The sequence below is a fragment of the Marinobacter lipolyticus SM19 genome, from assembly GCF_000397065.2.
Lineage (GTDB): Bacteria > Pseudomonadota > Gammaproteobacteria > Pseudomonadales > Oleiphilaceae > Marinobacter > Marinobacter lipolyticus.
In genome coordinates this window covers 468,859-486,133 of the sequence record NZ_KE007317.1, presented here as the reverse complement: position 1 = coordinate 486,133, position 17,275 = coordinate 468,859, and the positions used below count along the sequence as shown (strand labels likewise).

Genomic DNA, 17,275 nt, shown 5'->3' with positions numbered 1-17,275 from the left:
CTTACTACGCCATAGTGGAGCTCGTCGGGCTTAACGGCGAACAAAAGGTGGTGCTGCGAAAATCGCAGCAATGCCTCTGAGGGAGGTGGGGGCTCGGGCGGCTAGTTTGGGGCTTCGTTGCTGGCGCTTAGGGAGACCCTGTGCCCCGTCTCGCTGCCATTGCGGTCGGGTTGTTGAGTGTGTTTAATCAGGTCCTGAGCCCAGTCTGAAATGGACTCGACAACAGCCTTTCTTTCTTCAGGCTCTGACAGAATATGCGTAGCGTGTGGATGGTGAATCACCGTCAGGTTGTCGCCGAAGACAACGGGCTTGAAGCAGTCCTCAAACTGATCCTGATATTTGTAGTATTCATTCCCAAAGAACACATAGAGCATGCTCAAACCACGTTCATTCAGTTCTCGCAGCCCCTTTGTCACTTCTTGCCGGGGTGGATAGCCCGCAAAATTCGGGACTTCAAAGTAGCGCTCCTCAATACCTGAGACCTCCGCACCCTTTTTAAACTTAACCAAACCCAGCTTGCGTAAAACAAACTGGACCCAGCGAGATGGAGAGAGAATCCTTGGTGCGTAGTGCAGTATGGAGCTCTTCCAGGTTTGGTAGCAGTACCCGTCAAGCTGCACTGTGCCGATGACCCTTCCGTCGCAGAGGGCTGTGCGGTATGACGCGAAGGCTCCTGAACACAATCCATAGAGTATGAAGCGGTCAAACTGCTTCCATTGATTCAGGTGGTCCATGACCTCCTGCACCTCCTCTACCGCTGCCTGAGCAGCGGTTAACGTGCCTCGGCGAGCTTCGCTGTCCCCAATGCCGGAGAAGTCGAATCGAAAAGTGGCGAGCCCTGCACGTTCGGACAGGTTACGAGCCAGCGTGACTGACAGCCTGCAGGAGCCCACGCGATGTATGACACCTGAATTCAGCAGGATGACAGCAGTATCTGGTGCTGAATTTTTATCGGGGTCGGGTTCACTGAGCACTCCAACCAGAGGCAGGTCATCTCCGACCATGACTACTTGCTCCTGCATGGTCACTCCTTATGTATCAAAAAGCCCGTTGATCGAAATACGCTTCAATGGCATCAATCACTGGTTTGGGCCAGAGGATACCGCCAACATGGTCTACGTAATTCCAGTCATGAGGTGCCGGCGCCAGTTCGTAGTAGAAGTCAGACCGTTCGGATAGCTGTTGGCTCAAGTTGGTAAAAGCTTCGGTTTCATGGGAAACAATTTGAGCGATCGGCGCTGATACAGTTGTAGCCAGATCATCCAGTCGCAGGTTCGAGAGGTTTTCCTGGAATGGTAGCGGCATGGAAAAACCGTTGAAATGGAGAGTGCCGTCCGCTTTAAGGATTCGTGAACGGCTACCCTGATTCTGGGCTTCCAGAACAGTGGATATGATATCGTGCAGGTAAGATGATCCATCCGCTATCGGATCCCACATCACCAGACGGGATACCTGATTGTTATTCTTAGCGGCTTTTGCTGCCACTAAAGCACCCAGACGCAGGCCTATTAATGCGACTTTGGGTACGGCCGCCATATCGACAGCCTCCTGAATCGCATGTTCAATGTCTTCGACCCAGTGGTCAGCGGTTACCCCTGTCAGATCCCCGGCTGAGTCACCGGTACCCCGATAGTCGAATCTGAGGACTGAATATCCGAGTTTGGATAGATTGATCGCCAGTCTGCGCATGGATTTGTGGGCCCGCAGATACTCCTGTCCAAAAGGGTTACACAGGACGACAGCTTCATTCCGGCTAGTGCTTTGCCGGGGATGGAAAACCCCAAGCAAATAGCTTTCAGATGGTCCAAAGTAAAACGCTTCCACTCGTTACCCGCTCCTAGAACTTCCACGGTCCAGCTGTCGATGTTAGCCCAATCCTTGAATGCTCAAGCTGTCGGCTATGGGGAACCAAAAAGCCGTTTGAAAATGCTTCTCCGGGGAGCTTTGTTTATGTTTTCTGGCGCCATATCGTGATCGCCGCTCGGCAGCGGTCGCTCCTGATCAATGAGTTTCGCTAGTTGCTCCAGGGTATTGACCCACAAATCCTGGGGCATAAGCCTTACTCCTAACGCTTTTTCAACGTCGACAATGACTTTGAGTGCAAGCAGGGAGTGCCCTCCGACGTCCAGGAATTGATCTTCCAGCGTCACATCGTCGCGTTTGAGCATCGCTTTCCAAATAGACATCAACTGAGCTTCACTCTCCGTTGGTGCACGGTGGGAAACCCGATTGGGCGCTGGTGCGCTGCCTGATAGTGCGAGCAACTTGCGATTCACTTTGCCTGAGGGAAGCAACGGTAGTTCGTCCTGCGTGGCAAAGTGCTGGGGAATCATATAGTCCGGTAAGTAGCGGCGCAGGTACTTGCGCAGTTCACTACTGGTGGGCCGCGTCTGCCCGGAGTACACAATATTGGCTGTCAGTCTCTGGTCATCTGGGCCGAAATTTTGCACAACTACTGCAGTATCGGCAATTGCAGGGTGGGTGCGCAGATGGATTTCGATATCCTCAAGCTCGATTCTATAACCGCGAATCTTGACCTGATTATCGATACGGTCGCCAAACTCAACTTGTCCATCGAATGTCCAGCGAGCCCAATCTCCGGTGCGATACAGACGTTGATTGTTGGAACGTTCGATGAAACGCTCGGTCGTCTGCTCGGGATTGCGCCGGTAGCCGTTGGCGAGGCCGGCCCCACTAATACAGAGTTCTCCGTAGACACCGAGCGGCAGAGTATTGCCCTGTGCGTCCAGAATGTGCAGCTGGGTGTTGGCCAGTGGCCGTCCTATCAGAATTCGCGGCAGCGCCCCTTCGGTGCCGGCGGTGACATGATAGCAGCTGGTCCAGACAGTCGCTTCTGTCGGGCCATACATGTTCCATAGTTCGACACCCTTGTTTATGAGCTGTTCGGCAAGGTCGGCAGGTAATTTTTCGCCTCCGACCAATCCCTTGAGTGATGGTTCGGCATCAAACCCGCTATTCACCAGAAGCCGCCAGGTCGCAGGGGTGCCCTGAAAAGTTGTGATGCTGTGTCGTTGAATTAGTGAACAAAGCTGGTACGGGTCGCTGGCCTGAGCGGACGACGCGATGACCAAGGTAGCCCCAACGGTCAGCGGCAAAAACAGTTCCAGCAAGGAGATATCAAATGCCAACGTCGTGATGGCCAGCAACCGATCATCTTCCTTGAGTCCCGGTTTCTCGGACACGGCTTTGAGAAAGTTGTGCAGTGCTCCCTGACTAATTTCAACGCCCTTTGGGACGCCGGTGGAGCCGGAGGTGAATATAACATAGGCCAGTTGGTCTGGATGCATCGATATTGTGACGTCGCTGGGGTCGAGGTCGGCTATAGTCCGGGAATCCGCATCCATGAAGACTGTGATGCCATCATGTGCGGGCAGGGTGTCTTGGTAGGTTGAATACGATATCAAATGTCTCGCCTGAGCGACGCCCATAATGGCTTTGATACGTTCTTGTGGGTAGGAGGGATCAAGAGGAACATAGGCCGCACCCAACTTCCAGAGTCCGATGATGGTTGCAGGAAGGTCGACGTTACGTTCAAGCATGAGCGCTACGATGTCGCCACTCTGAACCCCTTTGTCGGCGAAGTACCGTGCCAGCTGATTGGCTCGCTGAAGCAACTGACTATAGCTGTAAATAGCCTCGCCCGAGTGACAGGCTGATTTGTCTGGATGTCTGGTGACCTGACTTTGGAACTCCGAGAGAAAGCCGTGCCCGAAAGGCCAATCATGTGAGGTGCTGTTCCAAGTGGTTATTTTATCCAGTTCTTCCTCGCTTGCGGTTACCAACTCTTTGATATTGATTGCATCCTGTTTTTCAGTAAGCACTTGGATACTGTCTTTGAAACTTGCAACGAAAGCATCAATGGTTTTCCGCTGGAATAACGCTACAGGGTACTCGAAACCGGCTTCGATACCCTGGGCTTTTCTTTCGAACCAGACGTCCAGGTCGGTTTCCACTCCCGAACGATCCAGGTTGATCTTGGATCGTTGAATACCGTCCATCTGATCCTGACGGTTACGCACATCCTGATAGTTGAATAACGTCTGGGCAATGGGGTTTCTGGAGGGGTCTCGTGGAGGGTTGATCTCCCGCACGAGTGTGCCGAAGGGGATATCCTGATGATCCATGCCCGCCAGAACCGTTTTCTTGACATGCTGAACCAGGTCGCCAAATGACTGGTCTGGCGTCAGCTTGAAGCGGCAAACCAGAACGTTGATTAACGGTCCCATCAGGCCGCTCAGTTCTTCCTGGTGTCTTGCGTAAACCGGCACGTTCACAATCAGGTCTGATTGGCGGCTGAAGCGATGAAGCATCAGCACGTACAAAGCCATCAACACCATAAAAAAGGTGGTCTGATGACGTAGCGCAAGAGATTCCAGTGCATCCACGGCGGTTTGGCTGATATGGAACTGAACACCTTTTGAGCGGTGAGGCTGAGCGTAAGGCCGCTCAAAATCAAGTGGCAAGTTCAGAATGGGCAGGTCACCGCTCAATGTTTCATTCCAATAGGCTAAATGGCTGTCCATGGCCTGACTCTGGAGCCAGTCATGTTGCCAGAACGCGTAATCCTGGAACTGCACCGGCAGAGGAGCCAGCGGGTTCTCCAGGCCTTTGGAATAGGCGTTGTAGAGCGTACACATCTCTTTCAGTAGCAGGTCAAATGACCAGCCATCAAACACCAGATGGTGAATCAGAAAAAACAGAATGTGGTCGTTGTCATCGGCCCGGATCAAGCGGACTTTGAAGAGCGGCTCGGATTCAATATCAAAGCCGGTAGCGACGTCGGCCAGAAGTGCGGTCTCAAGAGGCCCGATATCACTGGTCCCATAATCCGACATCGGTTGCGGCGCCAGACTTATGGACCGAGCATCATCAACCAGGATTTGTATTTGGCCATCAATATTGACAAAGTTGGCACGTAAGATCTCGTGACGTCTCAGGATAGTCCGCAAGGCCTTTTCCAGGGCGGAAATATCCAGGTCGCCCTCGAAGCGGAATACGGCCGGCAGATTGAAAGCAAAAGCGTCGGGCGAGATTTTTTCGTACAGGTACCAGACTTGCTGCTGCGGCGTTGCATAAACCACGGCGTCTTTTGGTCGGCGCGGGATCGTGGGGGAGCGTTCCTCCCTTTCGGTTGATCGTGTGATCAGCTCTGCCATGGTGCGAACCGTGGGTGCCTCGAACAGCTTGCCCAGGCCGAGAGTAACGCCATACCGGCTTTTGATCTGTGCCAGCATCTGGGCCCCAAGAAGAGAATGCCCGCCCAAATCAAAGAAGTCAGCGGTGACACTGACCTTTAGTACTCCGAGAACATCGGACCAGACCTGACTCAGTTCCGATTCCAGTTGGGTCTCAGGGGGGGCGTAGTCAGGGCCGGTAATAGCCGTCAGATCGGGAGCGGGGAGGGCTTTACGGTCCACCTTTCCACTGGAGATCAGGGGCAGGGTAGTCAGTTGAATAAAGTGCTGGGGCATCATGTAGTCGGGCAGAGTTTGGCCAATATGCGTTTTCAGGTCGGCCAGCCAGCTTGTCAATTCTGTATCGGCAACGATATAGGCGACCAGTCGCTGGTCCTTGTCCCGGTCTTCCCTGACAAGTACCGCACACTGCGTGATGCCTGGATAACGCAGTATGATGGATTCAATTTCCCCCAGTTCAATTCGCAAGCCTCTTACTTTCACCTGAAAGTCGTTCCTGCCGATATATTCCAGAACGTCATCAGACCGCATTCTTACCAGGTCCCCTGTGTGATAGGCCTTGAATGGTTCTTCTGAAAAAGGGTCATCCACAAATCTTTCGGCGGTCAGTTCCGGGCGATTGATATACCCTCTTGCAACCTGTACGCCGCCGATTAACAGCTCACCGACCAGTCCTGGTGGAACCAGGTTCATCCGGCTGTCGACTACATAAAGCCGGGTATTCGGCAGAGCGCTTCCTATTGGCACCGTATGCTCAGATTTTTCCTGCCCACACAGCCAACTGCTGGCGTGAACGGCTGCCTCCGTTGGACCGTAAAGATTCCAGCATTCGGCTTCTGGAAAGCTTTCTTTGAAGCGGTTTTCCAGTTCGGTACTGACGGCCTCTCCGGTCAGCAGAAAGCGGCGAATGCTGGGACATTGAGTATGGTTGCAGGCATTCAGGAAGAGGTAAGCCAGGGACGGAACAAAATGAATCTGTGTGATTTGATGCTGGTTGATAAGACCAATCAGATAATCAGGATCTTTATGCCCACCGGGCCGGGCAATCACGAGTTGACTTCCGGTCATTAATGGTAAAAACAGCTCGCAGAGTGACACGTCAAAGGTATAGGGCGTTTTCAGCATGACGGCGTCGGAGCCATCGAGTGGGAAGGTCTCCAGCATCCACAACATGTGATTGCAGATGGACCGGTGTTCCAGCATGACGCCCTTGGGTTGTCCGGTGGAGCCGGATGTATACATTACATAGGCGAGCTGATCCGGCGAGAAGACAATGTCTGGTCGCGTGTTGCTGTACTGGCCGAGGACCATACCATTTCCGTCAATGGAGATGGCTTTGCCATTTCTTGGTACCCGATCCTGTAGAGTTGACTGGGTCAGTACGACGCCGGCCTGTACTTCGTCGATAATAAAGGCCAGGCGATCGTATGGGTGCTCGGGGTCCAGAGGTAGATAGGCGCCGCCGGCTTTCAGAACACCGTTGATGGCAATCAGCATTTCCATCGACCGATCCATCAGAATCGGAACAATTGTTTCAGCCCTCACGCCCTGTTCAATCAACCAGTGTGCAAGCTGGTTGGCCTGTGAGTCCAGCTCGCGGTAGCTGAGCTGATTTCCTTCAAATACCAGGGCAGTGTTATCAGGGAATTGATCCACGGCTGATTCGATCAGCCCATGGAGACTTTTGGTGTTCAATTCATAAGGCCGAATAACGGCATTCCATTCTGCGCGATATTGCGCCAGATCACTGTCACGTATCAGTTTGAATTGGGGTAATTCGCAATCGGGATCTTCCAGGACGCCCTGTATGAGCAGCAACAGCTCATCCATACGGCGATCCATGGTGTCCGTATTCCAGAGCTGGAGGTTGTGCGTACACTCCATCTCAGCTGACTGTTCCTGCAGAGTGATATTGAGATTCAGATCAAAACGTTCGAGTACCCGGGGATTGGGTTTAATGCGCACATCCAGTCCAGCGAACCGGAAATCAGTTTCAATGGACTGATCCACCCTGAACAGAACCGAGACCGGTGATGGTTTTGACGGATCAGGGGATACCCCCAGAGTCCGCATTATAGTGCTTAAGGTGACATGCTGGTGCTCGACGGCCTCTAGTACGCATTGGTGTGTGCGCTGAAGCAGTGATTTGAAAGTGTCCTGTTCCTCGACGGAAATATGGAGTGGAATAACGTTGACACAGTGCCCTACCAGACTGGGCTCTCCTTTTGCTATTTGGCGGGCAAAAGGAATAGCCAGAACAATGTCCGTGCAGCCAGAAATCCGGTTGAGATAGGCAGCAAAAGAAGCAATCAGGATTGTGGTAATCGGGATGTTGTTTTCGGCGGACAGTCTCCTGAGCTCGGATACAAGGCTGGAGGGCAGCTCCTTGTCCAGGTGGTTGGCTTCGAAAATCCGGTGCAATGGCTGAGGCCTGTCGTACGGTAAGTCAAGGGTTGGAATGCCGTTGGAAAGGCGCTCGACCCAATAGTTCAGGCTCTGCTCCCGAAGTGGCCGGAGCTCCTCGCTGCGCTCCCACTCGGTGTAATCGATGAACGAGGGTGGCGGTTCCAGTGGTGCTGACGTTGACGGGGCACATGCAGATGAGTACAGATCACCCAGTTCACTTGCCAGTCTATAAAGTGACCAGTGATCGCACACAGAGTGATGCAAGGTCAGAAGTATGCGAGTGTCGGTTTCGTCATACCGGATGACATCGAATCTGGCGAGGGGACCATTAAGAAGATCGAATGCCTCGACGACCACCTCGTGAGCCAAAGCTTCAAGTTGTCCCTGTTTAGTGTCTGATGCCAGCGGCACGTAGTCATGAACCTGAAGGGGGGCAGGGCGTTCCTTGTAGACGATCATTTCCCGGCCATCGTCGCTGAAGCAACCACGTATCGCCTGGTGGCGATTCCAAAGCGTTTCCAGCGACGACATCAGCGCCGTCTGATTCACTTCGCCGTGGAGTTTAACGAACATTGACTCATTGAACGCCGCATTGGCGTCTTCACTGAATTGTGCAGCCAGCCAGATTTGCCGCTGGGCCTCGGTGGTCTCAGCGGTACACTCCAGTTCACCGAACTGGAGTGGAGCATGGTGGTTAAGGTCGGTCAGTGAGGTGGTTTTCATAAGGGGCTAACCTGTCGAGAGCTCAAACTGGTTATTGTTACTTTTCGAGCGGACATGCCAAGCGGGCTTACGGGTTTCTTCCCCGCCCGGACGAGCGCCTCCGGTGGGCGACTTGTGAACTGGACTGGCGGATGTTTCAGTCTTTTATTGGTTGTCCTGGACAGCACCATCGCAACGGGCGTGTCGTTTTCCGGACCGGTAGAAACGGTAATCCGAAACACGTTGGGAAAGACTGGTTGACCGGGAGAAGGCTTGCTGACATTCATCTCATTGGCTTCCTTGTTAGAGATTCATGCGAGGAATCGGCAGGGATTATCGCCGGCCCCCGTCAGCTTATGGCTAGCAGAGTGCTAACAAGATGTTACATTATGTAAGCTAGCATAGGAGGGGACGTTGTGCTAGGAGCCCGCGCCGCAACTCACGGTTCGAGCCTCGGATCATGTCTCCCTAGCGACGGGCATTGGTGAAGCCATATTGCGTTTGTGGTTCAAACTGTAAGCTCCTTAGCCCGTCATTTTCTCCAATTTTCCGGTGGAAATATTCCCAGAACTTCGCTTGCGCCTTTCCTGGGCATGGAATACTTTTAATGAACAGCAATTGTTTTAATCGTTTGGAAAACTAGGATCACCCGCAAGGAATCTGCGTCGGGCAACTGCAAATCATTCAGGGAGGAGCCAGGATGCGCATGTCTACATTAACCGGAAAGGGAACTCTGGGGATATGTCCCTCCCTTATCATCCTTTCAGCGTTTGCACCTTTCGTTGGTCGCCAACGCTCCTTCCTGCTGCCCCTCTTCTTGGATGGCATCAAGGAAGCACAGTTGTTCGCCCGAGGCTGCACAAAGGGCTCTTTCAGGGACGCGCTGTATTCCGAAGGCGCACAACTCAAGGATAGGCCAGGGGTGAAAATATGAAAAAGCTAAAAACCCATTTCTCCACGGACGGCCCAGTCGAACGTGTTCAGCGCCAGGGCCTCGGGGAAAGCCCTACAAGTGAACCGGTGAATGACCAGCCCCGCAGCTCATACCAGAATGCCCGTGCAGGAATGAGTCGACTGGGAGGCTTGAGGGCGAGCCGGCGTAAATACCCGCAGCCAGTGCCTGTCGTTCTTACAGAAATGGATGTTCCGGGGCTTACTCTGGCTCGTCACCTCGGGCGCCGTGGCGTGCCGGTTGTGGGACTCGATAGTTGGCGTACCCGCTGGACTCATTCCACGCGTTACGCCACGATTACAGCTTCCCCAAGGCTCGCATCCGAGTCTCAGTTGTTGGCTGAGCTTGAAAGACTGGCGGATAGTCTGAATGAACGCCCGATTCTGGTTCCGCTCCACGATGATCATGTGCTGTTCCTATCAAAGAACCGCCAAACGCTCGCCCACCGGTTCCGTTTTGTCCTTCCGCCTGAAGATGTGGTGAATTCAGTCGTCGACAAGGCCAAGTTTGCGTCATGGTGTCGTGAGCACGATGTCGCTACCCCCGCAACATGGTATCCAGACGGCAACGATGCGCTCCGTGAGGCCGCCGAATCAATACGCTATCCGGCGATCTTGAAGCCGGTTGAGTCGCGTAGCTGGCAGGATCCTAAGATCGGCCCGGCGGTCGGCTGGCAAAAGGCCATCTTGGTAAGGGATGCCGCCCACCTGTGCAGCGAGTTCGAACGCCTCAGTGAAATCGATGAGCATATGATTCTCCAAGAGGTTGTGCCTGGTCCCGACGCCAACTTGCACTATGTCGTGGCTTACGTCGCTCAGGACGGCACTTGGTGCGGTGGCTTTGTCGGACGAAAGCTACGAACGGCTCCACTCCACTTTGGCCGCGGGTGCTACGTTGAAAGTGTCGATGATCCTAATCTCCTCTCGCACGCTCGGGGCATCATCGAGAAGCTCGGATATCGCGGCAACCTCGGTTTGGAATTCAAGTGGGACGACCGTGATAGTGACTGGAAGCTTTTGGAGATCAACGCTCGGTATGGGCTGTGGGATGGTTTCGCAGCCGACTGCGGTCTCGATTTGGTTGGCGCCGCGTACGAAGATGCTCTTGGGCACACGCCCCAGCTCCGAAGCGGATACGTGGTTGGGCGACGCTGGGTCAATCTCCCCGACGATTTCTTCGCGGCTGTTGACTATGTGCGGCAGGGTGAGCTGCAGCCGGCCGCCTGGGTCGGCTCCGTGTTACGGCCTCACGCATCGCCAAACTTTGCGCTGGACGATCCGCGCCCGGGGATCATCCGGCTTGCCGGCTTCGTAAGGGAGGTCACGCGCAGCGGTGTGCGTGTGTTCTTGAGGAACCTGCTCCGTCTCGCCCGAAGGGTAGTTCGAACATGAGGTCGTCGCCAACAAAGTTGGCCTCAGCCTGGGTGTCACGGGGCGAGTGATCTGTGAGGCTTGGAGATCAATCCGTTCGGGGGTAAAAGCTGCTGGTAACGAGCCCAACTTGCGTTTGCAGCACCATGCAGGGGAGGTCGCAAGGGAGACCGTTGACGCGGGCATTCAGTCCTTGGCTGGTGCAGTCCAGTCGTATATCAAGAAGGTCCATGTAACGCCCAACAAGAGCCGAAGAGGCTTTTACTACCGATTCTTTGACACTGAAGGCAACACTGACAGGTGATAGGTCCGGGTAAAGTGAGCGCAAAAGGGTCTGTTCATCAGGGAACATAATCAGGTTGATCAGATCTTCGGTAACCTGGTCGGGGTCTTCTATCAAGTCGAGACCGAGCCCCTTCAGTTCGCTATCGAACCCGACAACCGCAGCACCATGGGTGCGGTCATGTGTTATCGAGCCGACGATAGAGTCTGGCCATATCGGGTTTCCTAGGGGGCCACGCGGCACGCAGGTCGATGAAATTCCCGCACGACGCAAAGCTATGCGGGCCAGATGCCGCCCTGAGTAGAATTCCCTTTTCCGCTTTGAGAGGGAATATTGCATCACCTGCCGTTCTTGCTCGTAGCAGGAGTCGGATTCTGTCAGCCTGCCTGCGGCAAAGTATACAGGCGTCCGGGTGAACTGACGCAGGTGGTGTTCAATGGCTTCATATTGCAGATGGTTGTGGGGCATGGGGCTGCGGTACCGAACGTAAATACGGTTGGTGATGGTTGTTTGGGGCCCCCTGAGCGTCCCCTACACTGAGATACAATGGACTGTAACCGATATTGAGACTTGAAAACACTACGGCGATGGATTGTGGAATCAAGTGGAACCTGTAGATCGGAATCATTGAACCGCTGCATGGCGACTCACTCAGTGTTGGCAAGGAAACGATTAAAGACAGCTCTTTGTTGTTCACAGTCTGAGTCATTGTCTCCGTCACAGCGCCCTGCAAGCACCCATAATGCGCCTCGGCTGTCACCTAAAATTTTGTTCAACGCTCCTGTAATCTTTGCTTCGATCTTCGAATCCGTCAGAACACCTCCAACGTCGTACCAGGACCACAGAATGACTTGAGAGTCGTCACTCAGATGTCGAATGATGGTTTCGTTGACCCTCTTGGGAGCCGCTGCATAGCGGTGCACCAGGTGTCGCTTGGTTGTCGATACCAGCTGCCACTCCTTCTGGTTGAAAAGTTTATTGCCGAATTGAACCAATTCTTTGTTCTGGGTTTGGCTACGGTAGCCTGTGATGTGCAACTGAACTTGCCTCAAATCACTAGACACGTATAGACCACTTAGCTCGATATCAAAGTTCTGGTATTCCGGCTGCCAGATGTTTGCATGTCGTAAAGGTCCTCTCCAATCCGAATTAGCTTCAACAAGGGTGGGGTGCCATGACTCAGATACGCGTTTGGTTTTGGCATCGACTACCAGCGGTACCAGTGGTGGCCATAGAATCAAAAGCGAGGAAATTACTGGCCAGGTGGCAGAGGTGTAACGAGGCTGTGGCAGTTCCTGAAATGCTTTCGCGTTCCCTTCCTCATTGCGAAAATGGTTCTCGAGCTTCGAGGAAATGAAGAAAAGCGGAATGAGTGTGAAGAAAATAAAAATGACCCAACCAAAAACTTCATGGTTTTCAATGAGGGAGGTTTCCATATTTGTATAATGGCCTGCGGCAATAACACCGAAGACGCGCAGCCAGTTAGCCAACATGGAAAGTATACCGGCGATAATAACCAGTAGCAGGGTCAGAAGGTGGGAGCGGTAATACAGTTGTCCGTAAAAAGTGGCCAGAAAAAGTCCAACCATAAGGTAACGGACCCCACTACACCCCCCGGCGACATAGAAAGTTCCCACGTCGAGAACAATGAAGAATTCCTTTATTGTGGCTTGAATATCGACGAATTGAAGGAGGATGTCGTTAACATAAACGGTAATGTGTTGTAGTAGTGGGGAAAGATCATCCCAAATGGGGGCGGCATAAAGCAGCAGCATGATGGGGCCGCCGGCGACCCTGGGAAAAGCTCGCCCCCATATTGACCAGCCCCACAAGACGATGAGTACGGGAACAAGTATGAGCCGAACAAATCTCACATCAGCCGCTTGAGCAAACAGCAACACAACGCTGGCGCCAGCCAGAAGAAATAGCGCCAGTGGGGATCCCTTGATGGTCAGGTTAGCCAGGCCCTGTCTTCTGGAATATAACAAAAACAGGATACCAGCCAGCACCAGAAAACCGTGGCTGTATATGATCGAATCGTGCCAAAGGAGCACAAAATCTTGCCATTCGGCCCAAAATCCGAAGATAAGCAGGGGAACAGACAATAACCAGAAATATTGGCTGATTAACCTGGAAGCGGAGCCCATAACGTCCTTTTATTTCAGTTCCTGTTGTAGCTAAAGCAGTTTAGCATTCCAGGAACTAACCTTGACCACCAAATTTTTCCAGAATTCTTTCCGCTTCGGGGTTCTTGCCAACGGCACGGTAGGCCTCTGCAAGGTGTAACGCGATTTCTTTCGAATCAGGCTGGAGTTCATAGGCTTTTTCGAGGATGGCGATACTTTCCTGATGGTTGCCTGATTGAAGCATTATCCAGCCGTAGGTGTCCGCTATGGAGGCGTTATCGGGGTTGAGTTCATAGGCTTTCTGAGCCAGGGGGAGAGCTCTTTCATCGCCGGTTTGATGGTAGAGCCAAGCCAGGTTGTTCAGCGCGACGGTATTGTCAGGCGTTGCGTCGAGCAACTTTTTATAATTCAATTCAGCTCTTTCAAGTGCACCTTTGGACTGTTGCAGGATTGCCATATCGAGAAGCAAATGAGGGTTTTCTGGATAGGTGTCACTCACAGATTCCAGAAAGGAGAGCGCTTCGTCTCTCTGGCCGGATCTTTGCAGGTTTTTCGAGTATCGGTTTGCAATATTGGCATTTGGCTGTTTATCGAAGGCAAGCCGGTATAGCTCAGCGGCCTGACGGTAATCGCCCTGTTGCTCAAAATACAGTGCTTCTACAGTGTACGGTCTGTTGGAATCAGGGTGTTTTTTCTTAGCCTCCTGAAGTAATTCCCGTGCCTTTTGGGGCTCACCGTCTGCAAACGCTGCGGCGGCCGACTGAAGCATAATCCCTTCATGTTCCGGGAACAACGCGCGCGCCCGTTGAAGGACTGTTTCAGACTGGGCTTTCTTATCCATCTGCCTGAGTCGGTCCGCCACCGCATGATAGATGTTGGCGACAAGGGGCTCGGCTCGGGCAGGCGTATTCTCTTCGGTTCGTTCCAATAACGCTGCAGTGAACTCGTCTGCTTCCTGATTGTTGCCCTCAGTTAGTGCGGCCTCAAGCAATAAAAGCTTGGGACCTGTAGCTTCGGGATGCTCTTTCAGAATCGTGCGCATATAAGCACGGGTTTCCGCCGGCTCGGAGATTTCGACAAGGCTTTGTAAGGCCTGGCGGTTGTCGGGGGCAAGGTTAACAGCGTTGCGGAAATGTGTTTTAGCCTGTTCCAGTTTCTGCTGGCTAACGGCCAGGTTGCCCAGGGCCATTTCCGGGGCCGGCTGATCGGGTGCTTTGCTCTGTGCCTTCTGGAAGTAGCTTCTGGCCTCATCCGCCTCTCCGGTCCGGGCGGAGACATTGCCGCGTGCGATCAGGGCGGCCGGGCTATCTGGTCGGGCTTTGATCCACGTGTCAGCCGTTGCTATAGCCCTGTCTGTGTCTCCTGAAGCCATATAAGCTTCGATGGTGACGAGTTTCGCCTGGTCATGAAGGTTCGAGTTTTCAGGAATCCGGGCGACTTCGCTTATGGCTTTATCAAACTGACCGCGTTGGATAAGAAAGCCTGCGTAACGAAGGCGAAGCTCATGGTTGTCTGGTGCGAGAGACAAGGCGGTTTCTATCAGGGGTTCCCCGGTTTCAAGATCCCCTGTGGATAACGACGCAATACCCAGAAGCGCCAGTGTCTCCGGATCAGTCTCCTTATCTGAGAGCTGCTCCAGAATGGCGCGAGCCTCTTTCGGGTCCCTCAATTGAATGCGTGCGGCGGCAAGAAGTTTACTGGCCGCTTCGGATTCGCCAAATTCGGCAATGGGCCGCAGTAGACGTTCGGCCTCTTCAACCTTGCCCTGGCGGAAGCGAATCATGCCCAGCATCAGAGTACTTTGTTCGTGATTGGGGGCATGCTTCAGGGCTTCTTCAAGATACTTGGCGGCCGAATCGAGGTCTCCCTGCTCAAAGGCATCGCGAGCAGCGGCAATATTGCTTTTAATGGTGCCAGGGCCCGATTTTGCGAGGATCTCCTCGTAGACGAATGCTTCCGCGGCTTTACCCTGGGCCCTCAGCACCTGGATCAGAGCCGATATGGTTTCGTACTTGCGGAACGTCATGATGTCGTATTGCCCGATGTCCTCCAGGGCGCGGATGTAAGCCTCCTCTGCAAGCTGCCATTGTTCGTTCTCATGGGCAAGCTGCGCCTTCCAAAGCCAGAGCTCGGCATTCTCGCCATCAACCTGTTCGGCAGCTTCAATGTAATCCTGTACCGCCTCTTGGTTGCCCGCAGCGTAGGCAACACGGGATAGGCCAACGAGAGGCTGAGCGTCGCTTTTACTGATCGTGTGGACACGTTCGTAGGCCTTTAGGGCTTCGTCCAGGCGGTTTGAGGCAAGTAAAATCCGGCCCCTCAATAGATCCGCTTCAATCTCCAGCGCTCGATCCTCCGAGGATACCTCCGTCAGGTTACTCAGGGCCTCATTGAAATTGCCCTGTATCAGGTTTGCCTCAGCGCGGATCAACCGGGCACGGTTTTGCGTTCCACTGTCCAGTGTCTGCTCGGAAATGCCCTCCATGAGACGATTGAGCTGGCGTTCTGCGTTGATGGCATCGCCCGCTGTCAGCAAGTTGTTGATGATGACAAAATAGGGATCGGGGTTGTTTGGCTGAAGTTCAATGGCACTCCGGGCCTCGAGTGTGCTCGCTTTCAGTTCGCCCTGGCGCTGGAAAAATCGGGACTGATCCAGGTGACTCAAATACTGAATCTCTTCCTGGCTCATTTCATTGTCGTTACCGCACCCCGAGAGCCCTATGGCGACTGAGAGAAGAATGGCGCGTACTGCAATCACTACGTTCATGCCCTGTTCCTTTTCCTTAGATTCCTGTTCTGGCGTCCTAGCCTCTGCGTCAGGCTCCTGACGTCGTTTCAGGAGCCCCAATTCGGTATTTGTCCGTGAGGTTATACAGTGTCGGGCGGGTAACCCCCAGTAATCTGGATGCCTGTGCCATATTAAAATTACAGCTTTGAAGTGCCTGGAGGATCGCCTGGCGTTCGGCCGTTTCCCGGACTTGTCGCAGATTGAGCTGGTTGTCATCTACCAGTGAGTCCTGTTTCAGCTCAAGATCCAGCGCGGTCACCCTTTTGCCATCCGCCATGATGGTAGCTCGCTTTACCTTGTTGATCATCTCGCGAACATTACCCGGCCAGTGGTATGAACTGATGGCACATATCGCGTCCTCGGTATAGGAGAGGTTGGGGCGATCCATCTGCCTGCCCAGGCTCTTCAACAAGGACTGGGCAATGACCAGAGCATCGCCGTCCCGCTCCCTCAGTGCGGGCACATCCAGCGTTATTTCACTGATCCGATAGTAGAGATCTTCTCGAAAAGTCCCCTGGTCAATGAGTTGGCGAACATCCTGATGGGTGGCGCAGACAACGCGGACATCAACGGGAATAGGCTTTAGCGAACCTACACGATCGACGACACGCTCTTGCAGGAATCTGAGGAGCTTGGCCTGAAGTGACATCGGCATATCACCAATCTCATCCAGGAACAGGGTGCCGCCATTCGCATTCTCAATTTTTCCTTTCTTGCTTTGGGTGGCGCCGGTAAACGAGCCCTTTTCGAATCCGAACAGTTCGCTTTCCAGGAGGTTTTCGGGAATGGCGGCACAGTTGATGGCCGCAAAGGGTTTGGCCCTTCTGTGACCGAGGTCATGGAGTGCTCTGGCCAGTAATTCCTTACCGGTACCGGTCTCGCCTATTATCAGCGTCGTTACATCTGTCGGGGCGACTTTCTCCAACGTCCTGCAGATGGCCAGCATTTGGGGACTGGCGGCAACAATCCCCTTGATGCTGGTCCCATTGCGATGTTGGGAAAGTTCCCGATTTTCCTTTTCGAGTTCAGCAATCCGGAAGGCACGATTGACCACAAAGGTGAGGATGTCGGCATCAAGGGGCTTCTGATAGAAATCGCACGCCCCCATCCCAATGGCCTTGACGGCATTCTCCTTATCTTCACGTCCCGTCACGACAATGACCTTGCTTTGGGGTGACAGTCGGAGAATATCTTCCAGCAGACTGAAACCTTCGGATGCGCCACCGGGATCCGGCGGTAATCCGAGATCAAGGGTAACGACATCAGGTTCCATCCGCCTGAGGGCCGTTAGTGCGGACTCCCGGTCCGCTGCCTGGGCCACTTCAAGGTCATCGCTGAAACACCAGCGCATTTGGCTTTGAAGGCCCGGGTCGTCCTCTACAATTAACAGTCGTCTACTCACAACAGCTCTAAATCCCTTTCTGTATCGTGA

Annotated in this window: 8 protein-coding genes; 1 reads left to right on the top strand and 7 read right to left on the bottom strand. The window is 53.5% G+C overall.

All coding sequences use genetic code 11. The features are described 5' to 3' along the window. Positions 1–101 precede the first annotated feature (101 nt). From MARLIPOL_RS08565 to MARLIPOL_RS08555, 3 genes are all read right to left on the bottom strand, one after another. Positions 102–1,022, bottom strand: coding sequence for a serine aminopeptidase domain-containing protein (locus MARLIPOL_RS08565; RefSeq protein WP_051123115.1), 921 nt, complete (start codon positions 1,020–1,022; stop codon positions 102–104). Between the two features lie 16 nt (positions 1,023–1,038). Next, positions 1,039–1,824 carry an alpha/beta fold hydrolase gene (locus MARLIPOL_RS08560; protein ID WP_082446101.1) on the bottom strand — a complete coding sequence of 262 codons (786 nt, stop codon included), beginning with the start codon at positions 1,822–1,824 and terminating at the stop codon, positions 1,039–1,041. A 74-nt stretch (positions 1,825–1,898) separates the two neighbouring features. Then, entirely contained in the window at positions 1,899–8,345 is a 6,447-nt protein-coding gene (locus MARLIPOL_RS08555) for a non-ribosomal peptide synthetase (protein ID WP_012137658.1), read from the bottom strand. 1,266 nt (positions 8,346–9,611) lie between these two features. On the opposite strand from MARLIPOL_RS08555, the gene MARLIPOL_RS08545 reads away from it, so the two are divergent. After that, on the top strand, positions 9,612–10,667 hold the full coding sequence (locus MARLIPOL_RS08545; protein WP_186008476.1) for a carboxylate--amine ligase: 1,056 nt from the start codon (positions 9,612–9,614) through the stop codon (positions 10,665–10,667). 67 nt (positions 10,668–10,734) lie between these two features. Here MARLIPOL_RS08545 and MARLIPOL_RS08540 read toward each other — a convergent pair whose 3' ends face one another. The 4 genes from MARLIPOL_RS08540 to prsR all read right to left on the bottom strand — a co-directional run bounded on the left by MARLIPOL_RS08540 (position 10,735) and on the right by prsR (position 17,245). After that, positions 10,735–11,397 (bottom strand): 4'-phosphopantetheinyl transferase family protein, encoded by a 663-nt coding sequence (locus MARLIPOL_RS08540; protein WP_012137655.1) that lies wholly within the window; start codon positions 11,395–11,397, stop codon positions 10,735–10,737. Between the two features lie 179 nt (positions 11,398–11,576). After that, the gene (gene xrtA, locus MARLIPOL_RS08535; RefSeq protein WP_012137654.1) at positions 11,577–13,076 is read right to left on the bottom strand and encodes an exosortase A; all 1,500 of its coding nucleotides are present in this window, start codon (positions 13,074–13,076) and stop codon (positions 11,577–11,579) included. A 55-nt stretch (positions 13,077–13,131) separates the two neighbouring features. Then, positions 13,132–15,822 (bottom strand): tetratricopeptide repeat protein, encoded by a 2,691-nt coding sequence (locus MARLIPOL_RS08530; protein WP_012137653.1) that lies wholly within the window; start codon positions 15,820–15,822, stop codon positions 13,132–13,134. Positions 15,823–15,871: 49 nt separating this feature from the next. Then, the gene (gene prsR, locus MARLIPOL_RS08525) at positions 15,872–17,245 is read right to left on the bottom strand and encodes a PEP-CTERM-box response regulator transcription factor (RefSeq protein ID WP_036190982.1); all 1,374 of its coding nucleotides are present in this window, start codon (positions 17,243–17,245) and stop codon (positions 15,872–15,874) included. Positions 17,246–17,275 lie beyond the last annotated feature (30 nt).